General features: G+C 73.2%; 18 protein-coding genes. 15 read left to right on the forward strand and 3 right to left on the reverse strand.

All coding sequences use genetic code 11. The features are described 5' to 3' along the window. Positions 1 to 85 precede the first annotated feature (85 nt). The 4 genes from AB0M08_RS03160 to AB0M08_RS03175 are packed head-to-tail and all read left to right on the forward strand — an operon-like array spanning position 86 to position 2,702. Complete coding sequence (locus AB0M08_RS03160) at positions 86 to 1,636, forward strand: phage tail sheath subtilisin-like domain-containing protein (RefSeq protein ID WP_364487503.1); 1,551 nt, start codon at positions 86 to 88, stop codon at positions 1,634 to 1,636. Between the two features lie 33 nt (positions 1,637 to 1,669). After that, complete coding sequence (locus AB0M08_RS03165; protein WP_364487506.1) at positions 1,670 to 2,110, forward strand: phage tail protein; 441 nt, start codon at positions 1,670 to 1,672, stop codon at positions 2,108 to 2,110. Next, positions 2,107 to 2,547 (forward strand): hypothetical protein, encoded by a 441-nt coding sequence (locus AB0M08_RS03170; protein ID WP_364487509.1) that lies wholly within the window; start codon positions 2,107 to 2,109, stop codon positions 2,545 to 2,547. Before AB0M08_RS03165 ends, AB0M08_RS03170 begins: the two co-directional genes overlap by 4 nt. Next, entirely contained in the window at positions 2,544 to 2,702 is a 159-nt protein-coding gene (locus AB0M08_RS03175; RefSeq protein WP_364487511.1) for a DUF6760 family protein, read from the forward strand. Before AB0M08_RS03170 ends, AB0M08_RS03175 begins: the two co-directional genes overlap by 4 nt. Positions 2,703 to 3,500: 798 nt before the next feature. Here the strand turns inward: AB0M08_RS03175 and AB0M08_RS03180 are convergent. Next, positions 3,501 to 3,716, reverse strand: coding sequence for a hypothetical protein (locus AB0M08_RS03180; RefSeq protein WP_364487514.1), 216 nt, complete (start codon positions 3,714 to 3,716; stop codon positions 3,501 to 3,503). 1,546 nt (positions 3,717 to 5,262) lie between these two features. Between AB0M08_RS03180 and AB0M08_RS03185 the strand changes: the two genes are divergently transcribed. The 9 genes from AB0M08_RS03185 (at position 5,263) to AB0M08_RS03225 (ending at position 13,583) form a co-directional block, all read left to right on the forward strand. Further along, positions 5,263 to 5,994, forward strand: coding sequence for a hypothetical protein (locus AB0M08_RS03185; RefSeq protein WP_364487517.1), 732 nt, complete (start codon positions 5,263 to 5,265; stop codon positions 5,992 to 5,994). A gap of 43 nt (positions 5,995 to 6,037) precedes the next feature. Next, entirely contained in the window at positions 6,038 to 6,460 is a 423-nt protein-coding gene (locus AB0M08_RS03190) for a phage tail protein (RefSeq protein ID WP_364487520.1), read from the forward strand. Then, a complete protein-coding gene (locus AB0M08_RS03195; protein WP_364487523.1) occupies positions 6,460 to 7,155 on the forward strand; it encodes a LysM peptidoglycan-binding domain-containing protein in 696 nt (231 codons plus the stop codon). The genes AB0M08_RS03190 and AB0M08_RS03195 overlap by 1 nt, the downstream gene beginning before the upstream one ends. 1 nt (position 7,156) lies before the next feature. After that, positions 7,157 to 8,932, forward strand: coding sequence for a VgrG-related protein (locus AB0M08_RS03200; protein WP_364487526.1), 1,776 nt, complete (start codon positions 7,157 to 7,159; stop codon positions 8,930 to 8,932). A gap of 19 nt (positions 8,933 to 8,951) precedes the next feature. Next, complete coding sequence (locus AB0M08_RS03205) at positions 8,952 to 9,293, forward strand: PAAR domain-containing protein (protein WP_364487529.1); 342 nt, start codon at positions 8,952 to 8,954, stop codon at positions 9,291 to 9,293. Position 9,294: 1 nt separating this feature from the next. Then, entirely contained in the window at positions 9,295 to 9,717 is a 423-nt protein-coding gene (locus tag AB0M08_RS03210; protein ID WP_364487532.1) for a GPW/gp25 family protein, read from the forward strand. Next, complete coding sequence (locus AB0M08_RS03215) at positions 9,717 to 11,666, forward strand: putative baseplate assembly protein (RefSeq protein WP_364487535.1); 1,950 nt, start codon at positions 9,717 to 9,719, stop codon at positions 11,664 to 11,666. Before AB0M08_RS03210 ends, AB0M08_RS03215 begins: the two co-directional genes overlap by 1 nt. 85 nt (positions 11,667 to 11,751) lie before the next feature. Beyond that, entirely contained in the window at positions 11,752 to 12,303 is a 552-nt protein-coding gene (locus AB0M08_RS03220; protein ID WP_364487538.1) for a phage tail protein, read from the forward strand. Then, a complete protein-coding gene (locus tag AB0M08_RS03225; RefSeq protein WP_364487541.1) occupies positions 12,300 to 13,583 on the forward strand; it encodes a zinc-ribbon domain-containing protein in 1,284 nt (427 codons plus the stop codon). Before AB0M08_RS03220 ends, AB0M08_RS03225 begins: the two co-directional genes overlap by 4 nt. A 45-nt stretch (positions 13,584 to 13,628) precedes the next feature. Here AB0M08_RS03225 and AB0M08_RS03230 read toward each other — a convergent pair whose 3' ends face one another. After that, a complete protein-coding gene (locus tag AB0M08_RS03230) occupies positions 13,629 to 14,339 on the reverse strand; it encodes a BTAD domain-containing putative transcriptional regulator (protein ID WP_364487544.1) in 711 nt (236 codons plus the stop codon). A 284-nt stretch (positions 14,340 to 14,623) separates the two neighbouring features. On the opposite strand from AB0M08_RS03230, the gene AB0M08_RS03235 reads away from it, so the two are divergent. Then, positions 14,624 to 15,037, forward strand: coding sequence for a LuxR C-terminal-related transcriptional regulator (locus tag AB0M08_RS03235; protein WP_364487547.1), 414 nt, complete (start codon positions 14,624 to 14,626; stop codon positions 15,035 to 15,037). Positions 15,038 to 15,153: 116 nt separating this feature from the next. Continuing rightward, on the forward strand, positions 15,154 to 15,717 hold the full coding sequence (locus AB0M08_RS03240; protein WP_364487550.1) for a LuxR C-terminal-related transcriptional regulator: 564 nt from the start codon (positions 15,154 to 15,156) through the stop codon (positions 15,715 to 15,717). A 27-nt stretch (positions 15,718 to 15,744) separates the two neighbouring features. Here AB0M08_RS03240 and AB0M08_RS03245 read toward each other — a convergent pair whose 3' ends face one another. Continuing rightward, complete coding sequence (locus AB0M08_RS03245) at positions 15,745 to 17,985, reverse strand: helix-turn-helix domain-containing protein (protein WP_364487553.1); 2,241 nt, start codon at positions 17,983 to 17,985, stop codon at positions 15,745 to 15,747. Between the last annotated feature and the right edge of the window lie 26 nt (positions 17,986 to 18,011).

Genomic DNA, 18,011 nt, shown 5'->3' on the forward strand with positions numbered 1-18,011 from the left:
CCGGTACGCCCCGACGGACCTTGGAACCGCACGGCGTCCCGGCGAGGCTGGCAGGGTCCACCATTACGGGTTTAAGGGGTTCCGTATGCCGACGTACCTGTCTCCCGGCGTCTACGTGGAGGAGGCGCCGAGCGGCTCTCGTCCCATCGAGGGTGTCGGCACCGCCGTGACGGCGTTCGTGGGGTTCGCCGAGAAGGGCCCCTTCCACACGCCGACCCTGGTCACCAACTGGAGCCAGTACGTCCAGGTCTTCGGCGGCATGGTCGAGGGCACCTACCTGGCCAACTCGGTCTACGGCTACTTCGCCAACGGCGGCGGCGTCGCGTACGTCGTCCGGGTCGGCACCCCGGCCACCGGGAACGTCAGCGGCAACGGGCAGAAGGCGCTCTCCAACGGCTCGCCGGTCCGCGTCGGCACCTTCCGCGCGGCGGCCCTGGCCGGTTCCGCGGCCGGCGGTGAGATCACCGTCGAGGTGGCCGACCCGGAGGGCGACGGCACCGGCGACGACCAGTTCCGCCTCGTCGTCAGCCAGAACGGTCAGCAGGCCGAGGTCTTCCAGGGCTCGTTCCGGCGCCGCGCCGACAACAACGTGGTCGCCCAGGTCCGCGAGCACTCCAAGCTGATCGTGCTGGAGGAGGCGGCCGCCGCGAACTCGCTGGCCCGCCCCGCCAACCAGTCGGTCGCGCTGCCCACCCCGGCGCCCGGCGCGGACGTCGTCCCCTCCGGCATCTCGGTCGACGAGTTCGCCGGTGACGTGGACACCCGCTCCGGTCTCGGCGGTCTCGAGGCGATCGACGAGGTCACCATGGTGGTGGCGCCCGACCTGATGGCGGCGTACCAGCAGGGTGCGCTCAGCCTGGAGGAGGTCAAGGCCGCGCAGCTCGCGCTGATCTCGCACTGCGAGCAGATGGGCGACCGGCTGGCCATCCTGGACGCCCCGCCGGAGCTCAGCGCCCAGCAGGTGCGCGTCTGGCGGCAGGAGACGGCGGGCTACGACTCCAAGTTCGCGGCGCTCTACTACCCCTGGGTCAAGGTCTTCGACCCGGCCGGCGGCCGCAACGTGATGATGCCGCCGAGCGGTCTGATCGCCGGCCTCTGGTCGCGCACCGACAACGAGCGCGGCGTGCACAAGGCCCCGGCCAACGAGATCCTGCGCGGCGTCGTCGAGCTGCAGAACAACGTCACCAAGGGCGAGCAGGACCTGCTCAACCCGATCGGCGTCAACTGCATCCGGGCGTTCCCGGGCCGCGGCGTCCGGGTCTGGGGCGCCCGTACCCTCTCCTCCGACCCGGCCTGGCGCTACATCAACGTGCGCCGCCTCTTCAACTACATCGAGGAGTCGATCCTCCTCGGCACCCAGTGGATCGTCTTCGAGCCGAACGACCAGCGGCTCTGGGGCACCATCCGGCGCAACATCAACGCCTTCCTGACCGAGGAGTGGCGGCGGGGCGCGCTGTTCGGCGCCACCGCGGCCGAGTCGTTCTACGTCAAGTGCGATGCCGAGACGAACCCGCCGGAGGTCATCGACCGCGGCCAGGTCGTCTGCGAGATCGGCCTCTGCCCGGTCAAGCCGGCCGAGTTCGTGGTCTTCCGCCTTTCGCAGTTCTCCGACAGCACCAGCCTCGTCAACGAATAGGCGACGAGCAACCAGTAAAGGAAGGCGGCGACAATGGCCGGTGGCGACACTCTCATCGTCCACAGCTTCTCGGTGGAGCTCGGTGGCATCCAGGTCGAGTACGTGCAGGAGGTCAGCGGGCTCACCTTCGAGCTCGACGCCATCGAGGTCCAGCAGGTGACCCCGACCGGCGAGCTGGTCATCCGCAAGATCCCCGGCGCGCGCAAGGGCGGCGAGTGCACCATCACCCGCGGCCTCGACAAGAGCAGCGCCTTCACCGAGTGGATCAAGAAGACGTTCCTGAACGGCGCGGTCGACGACGCCCGTAAGCACATCAGCATCATCATCAACGACTCGCAGCGCCAGGAGGGCCGGCGCTTCGAGCTGACCAACGCCTGGGTCAACAAGTGGGAGGGCCCGAGCCTCAAGGCCGGCGACTCCACCGCCGCGACCGAGAAGGTCACCGTGGTCTACGAGGACATCAGCACGTCATGAGGCGCCGCAGCGTATCCGCGGGGGAGGTCCTGCCGGATCTCCCCACGGAGGCTGAACCCCCGGTCCGCTTGCAGACCGAGTTCACCTTCCACCTCCCCCGGGGGTACGTGGACGAGGACGGCCAGGTGCACCGGGACGGCTCGATGCGCCTGGCCACCGCGCGGGACGAGCTCGCGCCGCTGATCGACGTCCGGGTGAAGCAGAACCCGGCGTACCTGTCGGTGGTGCTGCTCAGCCTCGTGGTCACCCGGATCGGCACGATCACCACGATCCGTACCGAGACCATCGAGCGGCTCTTCGCCTCGGACCTGGCCTTCCTCCAGGACCTCTACCGGCGGATCAACGCCGAGGGCCACACCCTCGCCGAGGTCACCTGCCCGAACTGCGACACGTCGTTCGACGTCGACCTGGCCGGCAGCCGCCTGGGGGAATCGTGACGTACGGGACCGACCGTCTCCACGAGGAGGTCGCGTACGTCGCCTACCACTTCCACTGGCCGCGAGCGGAGATCCTCGGCCTCACCCACGCCGACCGTCTCCGCCACGTGGAGGAGATCGCGCGCATCAACACCAGGATGAACGAGGTTCGGTAACACCATGGCGGTTTGGGACAGGCTGCGGCGGCGCGGTTCCGCTCCGGCGCCCACCGAGCCTCCCGCTCCGGCGGCGCCCCGGGAGCCCGAGCCGGCCTGGACGTCGCTCCCCCCGTTGCGCCCGTCCCTGGCCGACCGCCCTCTCGACCTGCTCAGCGACGCCGCCCGGTTCACCGCATCCCTCTCCACAGTTCAAAACCCTTCCTTCCGTACGCCGTGGGCCAAGCATCGCGACGCGACCGCCCCCGCGGGAGTCCTCCGCGACCTGCTACGCCCCGCCGGCCCCCCGCGCCCGCCGGCCTCGCGCGTGTCTGCCCCGAGTCCGTCTGCCGCCGCGCCGTCGATGCCGCTGCGCGTTCCCGCCGAACCCGCCTCCGCCGCTCCCTCCGATAGGGACCCGGCACCCCTCGCGGTCCCGTCGAGTCCGTCCGGGGCATCCGTGCCCGCGCCGCTCTCCTCCGGGCCCTCCTCCAGCGCGACTCCGCCGGGTTCCGGGCGTGCCTCCTCCGCCGCGGTGCCGGTACGCCCGTCGGCGCGTGGCCGCTCCCTGATCTCCGCACCGCGGTCCGAGCCCGCCCGTCGCCTGCCGACCCGCCCACGCCACCCGATCGCCAGGAGCGCGACCTCACCCGCTTCCCCCGGCACGACGGCCTCAACCGCTTCACCCGGCCCGGCCTCGGGCTCTTCACCCGGCACGGCTTCGAGCTCTTCACCCGGCACGGCCTCAGCGGCCACTTCCGCGCCGATCGACATGCCCCTGCACTCCGCCGCCGTCCCGCCGCCCGTGACCGTTCCAGATCAGTCGAATCCCGCGGTGCTCCAGCGCTCGTCCGCTGCTGTTCCCGAGAGGTCGCCCGCACCCCCCACGGTCCGCCGCCCCCGGGTGTCGGGCCTCGGCGACCCGATGGAGGGCGCCCCCGCGACCGCCCGCTTCGGCCCGGCGAACCAGGACCGCCCGCCACGCGTGGTCAGCCGCCCGGCGCCGCTCTCTCCCACCTCGAACACCGCAGACACTCCGGCCCCCTCCGGCTCCGAACCACGCCCGCTCCCGGCTTCACCCCCTCCCGGCGGCACCGCACCCACCGTTCCTCGTCTTCCCGGCACCGCACCTGCCGCTCCTGGTTCTCCCGGCGCCGCACCGGCTGTTCGAGGATCTCGGGGTGCCGCGCCTGATTCTCCGAACCCCGTGATCGCCCGGCGTCTCACCGGCACTCCGGATACTCCACCGGACAGGTCGGCACCGACCGCCGGCTCCTTCGGCGACAAATCAGAGATGTCGGTTAGGGGGAGAGGTGGCGACTCGCCGTCGGCTGCGCTCCGGGACGTGACGCCGGGCAAGCCCCGCCCGGGTGGCCTGGGCGCTCCAATGTCGACACCGCCCGCCTCGATGTCCTCGACCCCACCCGCCCAGCGCACCGAGCGCATTCGTCCGGCCGAGCCCGTTCGCCCGCCTGAATCGGTTCGCCCGCCTGAATCCGCTCGCCCGATTGAATCCGCTCGCCCGGCAGAACCTGTTCGTCCTGCCACCCCCACCGGTCCCGCCGTGCCGGGTGGTGAGCGGCCGGTAGTCCCCGGTCAGTCACAGCGTGCGACGACCCCGGGCGCGCCATTGGTACAGCGCTCCGTGCTACCCGCCGCCGACAACTCCGCCGGTCCCGCCCAGCACCCCGGTCCCGCCCAGCACTCCGGTCCCGCCCAGCGGCCTGGTTCCGTCCCGGCTGGCGCTCATGGGTCCATCCCGGCTCCCGATGCACCTCTGAGCGCCAGCCGCCCCGACTCGGCCGGCGCTCAGGCACGGAGCTCAAGCCTGGATCCCGTCATGCGGGCCAGCCGTCCGGACTCGCGGGCCGGTGATGCGGACTCGCGGGCCAGCCGTCCGGACTCGCGGGCCGGTGATGCGGATTCGTTGGCCAGCCGTCCGTACCCGCGGTCCGGCGGTCCGGGCTCGCGGGCCGGCGGTGCGGACTCGGCTGGTGTCCAGGGGTCTGTCGCGGGCTCCGAGGCACCCGTGAGCACCAGCCGGGTGAAGCCCACCGACTCGGCTGGCGCTCAGCTACGGAACCCGAGTCTGGATGCGGTCGTGCGAGCCGGCCGCGTCGACTCGGCCGGTGCTCAGGGGTCTGTCACGGGCTCCGATACAGCCGTCAGCGCCAGCCGGGGCGGGGCGGCTAGTGCTCAGGGGTCTGTTCCGGGGGCTGAGGCACCCCTCAGAGCCAGCCGGCAGAGTGGGCGAACCGTGGTGCGTCCGGTCGTGCGGGTCTCCGGGCTTCGCGTCGAGGTGCCGACGGCGGGAAGCGGTGGAATCGCGGCGGCCCCGGGCGGAGTGGTGCAGCGATCTGGGCGGAACACCGGAGCCGGAACTCGCGGAACGGGAACTGGAGCGGGAACTCGCGGAGCTGGGCCGGGAACTGGAGCGGGAACTCGCGGAGTCGGGCCGGGAACTGGAGCGGGAACTCGCGGGGCGGGGGCGAGGACGGGGAGCGCGGCTGCTGGAGCGGCGGAGACCGCGAGCGGGAGTGGCGCGCGGGTTCGCGCCGGGGCGGGTTCGGAACGGGCGCGTGTGGAACTCGTGCAGCGCGTGGCTCCGGGCGCCGTGCCGGTCGTCGGTGCCGGCGGGCCGGAGGCGGGAGTGCCGGGCGACGGTGCCGCCGCGCGACCGGTTTCGATCAAGCCGCCGAAGGAGCGGAGCGCGCTGTCGGCAGTGGTGCAGCGGGCGGGTACGAGTGGGCTGCCCGGGAATCTCCTGGCGGGAAGCGGGACGGCCGGGACCGGCGGCGCGGCGTATGCGGTCGTGCAGCGGGCGAGCGGCCCGGCGGCGAGCGGCCCTGCGTCGAGCGGTGCGGTGTCGAGCGGTGCGGCGTCGAGCGGAACGGCGTCGAGCGGTGCGGCGTCGAGCGGGACGGTGTCGGGTGGCGCGGTGCAACGCAGCGGTCCGGGACCGCGGATCGGCACGGGGCAAGGGGCCGGGCAGCGGAGCGGTGCGGGGCACGGGAACGGGCAGCGGAGCGGCGCGGGGCAGGGGATCGGGTCGCGGAGTGGTGCGACCGTTCAGCGCGTCGGCGGGGCCGGGCAGAGCGGGGCCGGGCCGGGTGACAGGGGTGCTCCGGTGGATGTGGACGTACTCCTGCAAGGGCTCGACGACCGGCAACTGCACAAGCTGATCAAGCTGTTCCGGCGGGAGCATCTCGACGCGCTGGCGCACCGGCTGGCGGATCCGGTGCAGCGGCTGTTGCGGGCCGAGATGCGGACCAGCCGGGAGAGATCGGGACGCCTGCGGGACGGCTGGCGATGACGTGGTGGAAGGGGACCGAGGGTGACGGGCGGAGGAGGACGGCGTGAGTGATCCAGGGACCAGCGTCCACTTTCGGCTGCGGATCGACAGTATCGACCTCGGGGATTGGAACACCTGTGACGGGCTGGGGATCCAGGTCGAGCTGGAGGAGCATCAGGAGGGCGGGAACAACGACTTCGTGTGGCAGCTCCCGTCGCGGCTGGTGTACACGAATGTGACGCTGACCCGGCCGTTGACGCCGGACACCGCGAAGGTGTTCAAGTATCTGTCGAAACTGCCACAGAAGGTGCGCCGCGGTACGGCGGAGATCGCCGCGCTCAAGCCCGACCGGTCCCTGCTGGTGCAGTGGGGGCTGGCCGACGTGGTGCTGGTGCGCTGGTCCGGACCGACGTTCGACCCGAGCCGGTCCGAGGTCGCGTCGGAGAGCATCGAGCTGGCCTATCACGGATTCACCGAGGTCGGCTGATGGCACGTACCGGAAAAGTGGCCGCCGGCCTGCAGCTCTATCAACCACCGCCGGCCGGTGGGGACCAGCCGGGCGGGCCGCTCGGCGGGCCGATCACGTTCATGTTCAATCCGAACGAGCTGTCGCTCTCCAAGTCGGCGAACTGGATCCCGCACGTGGTCCGGGCGGCCGAGGACGTCGGGGTGGCCGAGTTCAGCGGATCGGGGCCGCGCACGCTGAGCCTGGCGATCTTCCTGGACGCGACCGACAAGCATGACCGGTCCGTGCAGGAGCGGGTGGAGACGCTGCTGACCTGCTGTGTTCCGACGAAGGCGAGCATCGCGGCCAAGGCGCCGTCCCCGCCGTGGGTGAAGTTCACCTGGGGGCAGTTCCAGACCGTCTCGTTCTACGCGTACGTCAGTCAGATCGACGCCACCTACAAGCTCTTCGACCCGGACGGTACGCCGCTGCGGGCCACCTGCAACCTGAGCCTGACCGAGATCAGCGGGTCGACGCCGGGGCAGAACCCGACCTCGGGGACGCTCACCGCGCAGCGGGTGCACCGGCTGGTCGAGGGGGACACCCTGGAGATGCTGGCGTACCGCGAGTACGGCGACCCGACCCGGTGGCGGGTGATCGCCGAGGCGAACGACATCGACGACCCGGTACGTCTGCGGCCCGGGCGGCAGCTGCTGCTGCCCAGTGTGGACGGCTGACGTGGGCGCCGGCACTGACCACGTCAACAACCTCCAGATCGGGCTGCCCGGCCAGTTGCCGAAGAAGTGGGAGCGGCGCCTGGTCTCGGCGATCGTCGAGGACAGCAGCAACCTGGCGGCCGTCGCCGAGCTGCGGTTCCGGGACGAGCACGGCGTCTTCTACGGCGAGAACGGCGTGGCGATCGGCACCAAGGTGACGCTCCGGATCAAGCGCGGGCAGCAGGCGGCGATCCTGCTCTTCCAGGGCGAGGTGGTCACCCTGGAGTCGCAGCACGACGGGGCCGGCACGTTCTCGGTGATCCGGGCGCTGGACCTGTCGCACCGGCTGATGCGCGGGCAGCGGGTGAGAAGCTTCGTGAAGCAGACCTCCTCGGTGATCGCCCGGAAGCTGGCCACCTCCGCGGGCCTGCCGATCGGGACGATCGACGCGTTCACCCGGTCGTACGAGATGCTGACCCAGCCGAACGTCAGCGACTGGGACTTCCTCAAGATGCTCGCGGTCGACAACGAGGCCGAGGTGGCCATGGTCGACGGCAAGTTCTGCTTCCGGGCCAGCGAGCGGGCCTCGACGGCGCCGGGCACCGGGCTGACCGCCGAGCAGAGTCCGAAAGTGATCGAAGCGGGCAACAACGTTCTCTCGGTACGCTCCACGGTCACCTCGGTCGGCCAGGTGCCGACGGTGACCGTACGCGGCTGGGATCCCGTACAGAAGAGGTCGGTGAAGACGGAGCTCCCGGTGACCGCGAGCACCGAGCTCGACGTCAAGACCACGCCGCAGACGGCGATCGCGCAGTTCGCCGCCGGTGGCGCCGGCCTGAACGTGACCGACGTGCCCTACGAGACCGAGGCGGAGACCCGGGTGGTGGCGCGTGCCGTGGCGGCCGACGTGACCGCCGCGCTCGCCGAGCTGGAGGTCGGCGTCCGTGGGCGGCCCGAGCTGCGCGCCGGCGTGCCGATGACGCTGAAGAAGGTCGGACCGGAGTTCGACGGCAGGTACACGATCACCTCCAGCCGGCACGTCTTCGCGCCGGGGTCGGTCTACGAGACCTGGGTGACGGTCAGCGCCCGCCAGGACCGTTCGGTCTTCGGGCTGGCCGGTGGCACCGCGGCTCCCGCCCGCCCGGTCCGGGTGCCCGGGATGGCGATCGGCATCGTCACCGACACCAAGGTGGACGCCGACCCGCGGCAGTCGGGGCGCGCCTCCGGCCGCAAGAACCAGGGCTGGGTGCGGCTGCGGTTCCCCTGGCTCACCGACGACGCCGAGTACCAGACCGATTGGGTACGCACCGTCCAGCTCGGCGGCGTGAGCGGCGGCGGCGTCTTCAGCCCGGAGATCAACGACGAGGTGCTGGTCGGCTTCGAGCAGGGTCTGCTGGACCGCCCGTACGTGATCGGCGGTCTCTACAACGGCAAGGACGACCCGTCGCCGCACCAGACGGACCTGATCGACGGCACGACCGGCAAGGTGAACCGGCGCTCGTTCGCCAACCGGAGCGACGACCGGATCGAGCTGCTCGACGCGCGGCTCAACCCGCAGGGCATCCGGCTCGCCACCGCCAAGGACAAGCTGGTGGTCTTCCTGGACCGCGGCAACAAGAAGATCGTGGTGCACGCCGACGGGAAGATCGAGATCGACGCGACCGGGTCGATCGAGGTACGCGGCAACGGGATCACCCTCGACGCCGGCCGGGGCGACCTGACGCTCAAGGGCCGCCGGGTCGAGGTGGCGGGCCTGATCGAGGCCGACATCCACGCGCCCATCGTGAAGCTGAACTGACCTGTCGAGGAGGAGCGTCATGCATCTGCCCGCCGCACGCATCGGCGACCCGATCAGCGACGTGGCCGCGCCGATGGTGCCCGGCCCGCCGACCGGGGTGCTCGGCATGCCCGGACCGCCCCCGGTGATGGGCGTACCCACCGTGCTGATCGGCGGCAAACCCGCCGCGGTGGTCGGCACCGCCGGCGCCTGCGTCCCGCACTACCAGCTCCTGATCACCAACGTGGTCCGCCCGCCCACCCCGCCCCGGATCGGCGGTCAGGTGCTGATCGGCGGCTTCCCCGCTGCCCGCCAGTACGACCAGCTGGTCTGCAACGCGCGGATCGTGGCCGGCGCGCCGAACGTCCTGATCGGAGGCTGAGGTGGCGGAGCAGTTCATCGGCAACGGCTGGGCGTTCCCGCTCCGGCTCGACGCCACCGGCGGCATCGCGCTGGTCAGCCGGGAGCGGGAGATCGCCGAGGCGATCCGGCTGATCCTGGCCACCGCGCCGGGCGAGCGCCCGATGCGCCCCGAGTTCGGCTGCGGGGTGCACGACTACGTCTTCGCGCCCGCCGACGAGAACACCGCCGGGCGGATCGCCTTCGAGGTACGCCGCGCCCTGGAGCGCTGGGAGCCGCGGATCGACGTCACCGATGTGGTGGTCGGCTTCGACGAGGAGGACGCCGGCGTGCTCTACATCGACGTCCGCTACACCATCCGGGGCACCAACGACCCGCGCAACCTGGTCTTCCCGTTCTACGTGATCCCGTCGCACGACGACGCCGTCGAAGAGAGCGCCGCCTGATGTCGCTGCCCGCACCCAACCTCGACGACCGCCGCTTCCAGCAGCTCGTCGACGAGGCCAAGAGATTCGTCCAGCAGCGCGCGCCGGAGTGGAGCGACCACAACGTGTCGGACCCCGGCGTGACGCTGATCGAGGCGTTCGCGCACATGGTCGACCAGTTGATCTACCGGTTGAACCGGGTGCCGGACAAGAACTACCTGACCTTCCTCGACCTGATCGGGGTGCGGCTCTTCCCGCCGGCGCCGGCCCGCGGCGACCTGACGTTCTGGCTCTCCGGCCCGCAGGAGCAGCCGGTGACCGTACGCTCCGGGACCGAGGTGGCGACCGAGCGCACCGCGACCGAGGACGCGGTCGTCTTCACCACCACCGGCGACCTGACGATCGTGCCGTGCGAGCTGACCCGGCTGCGGCGGCACCCCGCGTCCGGTCCGCCGGCCGACCTGCTCGACGGGGTGACCGAGGGCCGGGACATGCCGGTCTTCCAGGCCACGCCGGTGGCCGGGGACACCCTGCTGGTCGGGCTCTCCGCGGCGGTACCGCACTGCGCGGTGCTGCTCGGCCTGGACAGCCGGGTGGAGGGCGTCGGCGTCGACCCGCGGCAGCCCCCGCTGGTCTGGGAGGCGTGGACCGGGGAGGGCTGGACCGCCTGTGACGTGGACCGGGACGAGACCGGTGGCCTGAACCGGCCGGGCGACGTGATCCTGCACGTGCCGGCCGGGCACACGGTCTCGGTGCAGGCCGGTCAGTCGGCGGGATGGCTGCGCTGCCGCCTCGTCGAGCCGGCCCCCGGTCAGCCCTTCTACGTTCAACCTCCTACGGTACGCGCGGTCTCGGCCGCCACCATCGGCGGAACGGTGTCCGCGATGCACGCCGAGACGATCGCCGACGAGCTGCTGGGGGAGTCGGAGGGCGTACCGGGGCAGCGTCTCGTGGTGGCCCGGCCGCCGATCGTGGCGGACGACGAACCGCTGGTCGTGGAGACCTCGGACGGCGACGTCTGGGTGCGGTGGACCGAGGTGGACAGCTTCTCCGGCTCGGAGCCGCGGGACCGGCACGTCACCGTCGACCGGACCGCCGGGGAGATCGGTTTCGGTCCGGCGGTGCGGCAGGCGGACGGCACGCTGCGGCAGTACGGCGCGGTGCCCACGGTCGGCGCGAAGATCCGGATCCGGCGGTACCGGACCGGCGGCGGGCGGCAGGGGAACGTGGCCCGGCGGGCGCTGTCGGTGCTGCGCAGCTCCATCCCGTACGTCAGCGTGGTGGAGAACCGCGGCCCCGCCCTGGGCGGCGTGGACGGCGAGACGGTGAACGAGGCGCGGCTGCGCGGTCCGGTGCAGCTGCGGGCCCAGGACCGGGCGGTCACCGCCGCCGACTACGAACTGCTGGCCCGGCAGGCGGCCCCGGCGGCGGCCCGGGTGCGGTGCCTGCCGGCCGGGGACGGGAGCGACGCGGGTGGCGTCCGCCTGCTCGTGGTGCCCGCCGCGGTGCCGGACGAGACCGGCCGGATCCCGTTCGAGGACCTGGTACCCAGCGACGCGATGCTCGCCGCGATCGCCGCCGACCTGGACGCCCGCCGCCCGGTCGGCGCCCGGCTGGTCGTGGAGCCGCCGTTCTACCAGGGCGTCACCGTGGTGGCCCGGCTCCGGCCCCGTCCCGAGGCGTCCGCCGTCCGGCTGCGTGCCCGCGCCGAGGAGACGCTCTACCGGTACCTGGATCCGATCCAGGGCGGCCCGGACGGCAGCGGATGGCCGTTCGGCCGCCCGGTGCACTCCGGCGAGGTCTTCGGCGTACTCCAGCGCCTCCCCGGCGTCGAGGTGGTGGAGGAGGTCCGGATGTTCCCGGCCGACCCGCTCACCGGTCGCCGCGGCGACGAGATCACCCGCATCGACCTGGACCGGCACGCGCTGGTCTTCTCGCACCAGCACCAGGTCCGGGTGGAGGCGCGATGATCGACTGCACCGAGCGGCACTCACCGCAGGCTGACAACGGCCTTGCGCGCGAGGGCCGGGAGAGCATCGCCGTGGAGGCACAGCTATGAGCGGCGAGAGGGCGGCGATCCCCGGGTTGCGGTCGCCGGATCCGCTCGGGCGGCGGCTTCCCTCGGTGTACGCCGGTGACCCGCTCACCCAGCAGCTGACCGGCGGTTTCGACGAGGTGCTGGCCCCGGTGCACGCCGTGCTGGACAACCTCTGGGCGTACCTGTCGCCCGCGCTGGCGCCGGACGACTTCGTCGACTGGATCGGCGGCTGGGTCGGCGCCACGGCCGGCCCGGACTGGCCGGTCGAGCAGCGCCGCACCGGTGTGATCAACGCCGTCGCGACGCACCGTTCCCGGGGTACGGTGGCCGGCCTGCGCGCCGAGATCCGCGACGTCTTCGGCGTCGACGCGGAGATCGAGGAGAGCGGCGGCACCACGTGGTCGGCCACCCCCGGTTCGCCGCTGCCCGGTTCCCCGGAGCCGTCGCTGCTCGTCCGGGTGCGCGTCCCCGGCGCCGGGCCACCGGTCCTCGCCGAGCGCCTGCGCGAGTTCGTCGAGGCCAACCGCCCCGCCCACGTCCCCTGCCGCGTCGAGGTGGTGACCCGATGACCCTCTGCGAGAACTGCGGCTCCCCGGTCACCCAGGGCGACGCCTTCTGCGGCGTCTGCGGCAACTTCCTCGACTGGTCCGCCGCCGCTCCTGCTCCGACCCCTGCGCCCGCCCCTGCGCCCGCCCCTGCTCCCACTCCCACTCCCACTCCCACTCCCGCTCCCGCACCGACCCCTGCGCCTGTTCCTGTGCCGCCCCCCGCTCCGTTGCCGGAACCGGCTCCCGAGCAGAAGGCGAAGCCGGAACCGGCTCCCGAGCAGAAGGCCGAGCCGGAACCGGCTCCCGGGCCGGAGGCTTCGCTGCCGCCCCTGCCCGCCGCGTTCGCCCGGGTCGCCGAGCCGCCCCTGCTCTTCGTGCCCTCGCAGCCCAGGCCCGAGGCGATCGCCGACGCGCAGAAGGCCGTCGAGGAGACGCCCAGCAGCCGGGCCGCCGCGCTCGTCGTCCCGGTCGCGGAGGCCAGCCCCGAGGCCGTCGCCGCCGCACCGCCGGACGTGGCGAAGGTGGCGACCGGCGAGCAGCCCGGGGCGGTCCAGCCCGGACGGCCGGTGGCGCCGCGCCCGGTGCTGCGGGAGTTCACCGACGTCCCGGACGAGTCGGGCGAGGTGAGCTGCGAGAACTGCGGGGCGGCGAACCCGGCGGGCCGGACCTTCTGCCGTCGCTGCGGGCATCCGCTGGTCGCCGAGGAGACGGCCGAGGAGGCCCGGCGGCGGTGGCGGTTCCGGTGGCCGACGGGGCGGGGACGGCTCCGGCGGCTGCTCGCGATCCTCGCGCTGCTGGTCCTGCTGCTGGTGGTGGGCTGGGCCGCGGTCAACTACGGCGAGCGCGCCGTCGACGCCGTCCGGGACCGGCTCGCCACGCCGAAGCTGGTCACCCCGGACCGGGTCACCGCCTCCGCTTCGGCGCGGAACCACCCGCCGAAGCTGGTCGGCGACGGTCTCAACAACCGCTTCTGGGAGCCCGCGCAGGGTAAGGAGAAGCAGCCCTGGGTGGAGCTGACCTTCGACGACCCGATCCGGGTGCTGGACCTGATCGTGCACGGGGGCGTCTCCCCGCAGCAGGAGGAGTACGCCAGGCAGGGGCGCCCCGCCGACCTACTCGTCGAGATGTGGACGCCGGAGGGGGACCGTACCGAGGAGAGGCTCCATCTCGTGGACCGGGCCGGGCCGCAGACCTTCGACATGGCGGTCGGCGACGTGACCCGGATGCGGCTGACCGTGGTGGGCGCCTACGGCGGGAAGCCGCCCGCGATCGCCGAGATCGAGGTGTTCAAGCGGCCCTGATCCACGCCGCCCTGATTCACGCGGCCCGGATTCAATCGGCCGGATTCACGCTGCCCGGACGCCGAGCGTGCGCAGGACCCCCTCGTAGCGGTGCCGGGTCCGCGCCGCGGCGGCCCGGTCGCCGGAGCGCAGCTGCGCCGCGATCAGCAGCCGCCACCCGGCGTCGTGGTGGTCGTCCAGGTCGAGGGCGCGCCGGGCCGCGCGGGCCGCTGCGACCGGCCGGCCCGCGTCGAGCTCCAGCTCGGCCAGGAGGGCGGCGGCGTCGGCGGCCTGTGACCGATAGCGATCGCGGTCGGCCACCACCCAGTCGGCCGCGCCGTCCTCGGGCAACAGGTCGCCGGCGTACCGGAAGAGCGCGCTCTGCAGGAGATACGCCGCCTCCGGTCCGCCCTTGGCCATCGCCCGGCGTCCGGCGGTGAACGCCTCGCCGAACGCGACGACGTCCAGGTCCGGTCCGGTCACGAGACGGTACGTCGGCCCGTCCCGGACGATGTAGCGGGACTGCGCGCGGGCGACCCCGGGCTCCAGGAACGTCCGCAGCGTGGAGACCGCCACGTGCAGGCTGTTCACCGCGGTGGCCTCGGAGAGCTCCGGCCAGAGCGCGTCGATGATCTGCTCCCGGTGCACCGGCCGTCCCGCCGCCGCGGCGAGATAGCGCAGGAGCGTGCGGCTGCGTGGCCGGATGGCGCCCAGATCGAGCTCCCGCCCGTCGGATTCGACCCGGAAACCGCCGAAGCAGTACCAGCGCAGCGCCATGATGCGTCTCCCGTCACCTCGTCGGGTGATGACCGTCCGGGCAAAGCGGCCCACCCTTGTGGATCGACAGTGTGGACGATCGGGCCGAGTATCGAGGACGCGTGGGCGACAATGACAGGCGTCAGTTCGGGGACGTTGCGTCGTCGCCGATCCTGTGACAATGCCCTGACCAGGGAGTATCGATGTCTGCCGAGATGCCCGAAAGGACCGGGGAGCTGTCGCCCGCATCACAGTCCATGAACGGTGGGGCGGATCTCACCGTCGTATATTGGCCTGTTCCGGACATGGCTGAGCTGGCCCGATTGACATGCCCGGTCGTGGTGCTCGGTAAAGCTCCGGACACGGACCCGCTCGCCCTGATCGCGGCCGGGGCGCGCGCGGTGATCGGCGACGAGGCGACCGAATTGCCCGCGGCCAGGGCGGCGATCCGCTCCGGCGGCTCCTACCTGGCCCCGTCGGTGCTGGCCGCGATCATCACGAGGGACGACGACGAGGACCCGGTGCACCTCGCCCCGCGTGAGGTGGCCACACTGCGCTGCATCGTCGCCGGGCTCACCCACCGCGAGGCCGCCCGCGAACTGGGGGTCACCGAGCAGACCGTCAACACGTACGCGAAGAGGTTGCGGCGCAAGCTCGGCGCGGCGAACAAGGCCGAGCTGACACGGCGCGCCGCCGAACTGGGCTTCGTCGCGATGTGACCGGGCCGGGTGGCCGGCGCGATGTGACCTTCGAATTGCCGGTCGTTTTGCCTCGCCGACGACCCGCCACATGCGATCGACTCCGGGTCGGGGCGTGCGATGCGTGGGGGTGTGCGATGGACGTGTACGCGGTGGCCGGTGAGCCGCCGGCCCGGCAGGCGATCCGGCGGCAGATCGGCGGGCTCGGCGAGGTTCGGCGGTTGACGGTGGTGGACTCGCCCGGCGCGATCGAGGGCGTGCCGGACCTGGTGGTGTCGGTGGGCCGGCCCGCCGCGGTGATGCGGGTCCTGGCGGCCCGCTTCCCCACGGTCGCGGTGGTCCCGGCGACCGCGACGGTCTCGGCCCGGGTCGCGTTGCGTTCCGGCGTACGCGCGGTGGTCAGCGACGCGGCCTGCCCCGACGAGGTGCGGATCGCGTTCGCCGTGGCGCGGGCCGGCGGTGGCTACCTGTGCCGCGAGCTCTCGGTCCGGCTGCGCACCGACACGGTGGCGGCCGCCTCACTGGGGCGCCGGGAGAGCGAGACGCTGGCGCTGATCGCGCACGGGTTCACCCATGCCCAGACGGCGCGGCGTCTCGGAGTCTCGGAGGCGACGGTCAACTCGTACGTGAACCGGATCCGTCTGAAGCTGGACGCGGGCAACAAGGCCGACCTGACACGGCATGCGCTGGCCTACCTCTGAGGCCCGTCCGGGTCCGGCGGGCGCTGTCTAGCAGGCGCGGGCGTCCTGGCGGCGCAGGGCGCGGCGCAGGCGGCCCACCTCGGCGAGGTGACTGCGCTTGGCGTCCGAGGCGATGAAGATCTCGGCGGCCCGGTCCAGGTGCGTCGCGGCCCCGGCCTGGTCGTCGCGGGCGACGGCGATCGCGGCCATCGCGAGGTGCGCCTCCCCGGAGTGGCCGACGTCGTCCCCGGCGGCGAAGTCGGCGACCGCCGCGGCCAGCGTCGCCATGGCCCGGTCCGGCTCGCCGCGGTCGGCCTGCACCATGCCGAGCTGGGCGCGGAGGTACCCGCGGATCGCGTAGCCGGGCAGCCGCTCGGCGACCTCCGGGTCCCAGCGGCCGAGCGCGGTCTCCAGCACCGACTGCGCGGTGTCCAGCTCGCCCCGGGCGCGCAGCAGTTCGGCCTGGGCGCGGGCGGTGACGATGGCGGCCAGCCGGTCACCGGTGCCGGTGAACACGCGTTCCGCCTCGGCCAGATGATGCAGGGCCCCGCCGGTCTCGCCGCGCTCGGCGAGCACCGCGCCGAGGTAGCGGTCCGCCCAGCCGGCGCTCACCGGGTCGCCGGCCGCCCGGGCGAGCCGCAGGGCCGTACGGTGATGCCGCTCCGCGTCCTGCGGCCGGCCGAGGGTGACCCGGAGCGCCCAGCCGAGGTTGTTCTCCTGCACCGCCTCCGCCCGGTGGTCGCCGAGGGCCCGCGCCGCCTCGACCGCGAGCTGGAAGAACTCCGCCCAGGGCAGGGCCGCGTGCCGTCGCTCGGAGTACCAGTAGAGGTCCCGCGCCGCGGTCAGCACCCCGTCGTGGCGGTGCCGGGCCGCGGTGTGCCGGACCGCCCACCAGAGTGCGTCGTGTTTACGGTCCAGCCAGTCGAGCGCGGCCCGTGAGCCGTCGAAGACCCCGCCCGGCCGGTCGCCCTCGGGTTCCAGCCAGGCACCCGCGTCCGAGCAGCGGCGCAGCAGGAACGCGGCGAGCCGGTCCTGGGCCGCGAGCCGTTCGGCCGGGTCGTCCTGCGCGTACGCCCGGTCCCGTGCGAAGAGGGCGAGCAGGTCGTGCAGCGCGTACCGGCCGCTGGCCCGGGCCGGCTCGGCGAGGCCGGCGTCGACCAGCGCGTCCAGGGCCCGTTCGGCGGTCGCCTCGTCCGCGTCGATCAGCGGGGCCACCAGCTCCGCCGAGTACGCCGGCAGCGGCGCCACCGCGAGCCGCCGCAGCGCCCGCCGCCCGGTCGCGTCCAGCAGCCGGTACGACAGCTCGAACGCGCTGCGTACCCCGAGATCACCGACGTGCAGCCGGTCGAGCCGGTGCCGCTCGTCGCGGAGCCGGTCGGTCAGCGACCGGACGCTCCACTCCGGCCGGATGATCAGCCGGTTCGCCGCCACCCGCAGCGCCAGCGGCAGCCCGCCGCAGAGCCGGCCCAGCTCGGCCGCGGCCGACGGCTCGGTCCCGATCCGCTCCGCGCCGACCACCTCGGTGAGCAGCCGCTGCGACTCGGGTTCGCTCAGCACGTCCAGCGACATCCGCTCGGCGGCGGAGAGCCCGCCCAGCCTGCTCCGGCTGGAGATCAGCGTCAGCCAGCGGCCCCCGGCCGGCAGCAGCGGCCGGACCTGTGCCTCGTCCCGCGCGTTGTCCAGCACCAGGAGGCCGCGGCCCCGGTTGGTGACCGTCCGGTACGCCGCGAGCCGCCCCTCCTCGCTCTCCGGCAGCGGCCCGAGCCCGAGCGCGGTCAGCAGCTGCCCGAGCGCCGCGGCGGTACCGGTCGGCTCGTCGTCCATCCCGCGCAGGCCGGCGAAGAGCACCCCGCCCGGGAACCGTGCCGTGAGCCCGTGCGCCACCTGCACGATCAGGCTGGTCTTGCCGACACCGGGCGGTCCGGCGACGACGACCGTACGGACCCGGTCCTGTTCGGCGAGCTCGGTGATCCGCCGGAGGTGCGCCCGCCGCCCGACGAAGTCCGGCAGCGCGGCCGGGAGCGAGACCGCGGAGGGCGGCGTGCCGCCGGTGGCGCGGACGGCACCGAGCAGCCGGGCGCGTTCCGCGTCGCCGAGGCCCAGCCGGTCGGCGATCCGCTCCAGGGTGTGCCGTCGTGGGTGGGCGACCCGGCCGAGCTCCAGGTTGCGTACCGTCCGGACCGCCACCCCGGCCAGCTCGGCCAGCTCCTCCTGGGTGTGCCCGGCCGCGAGCCGGTGCCGCCGCAGGGCGTCGGCGAGACCGGGGCTCATCCCATCGACAGTCGTCACCCGACCCATGATTCCAAAGTGGGCGG

This window comes from Actinoplanes sp. NPDC051851 (assembly GCF_040681165.1).
Lineage (GTDB): Bacteria > Actinomycetota > Actinomycetes > Mycobacteriales > Micromonosporaceae > Actinoplanes.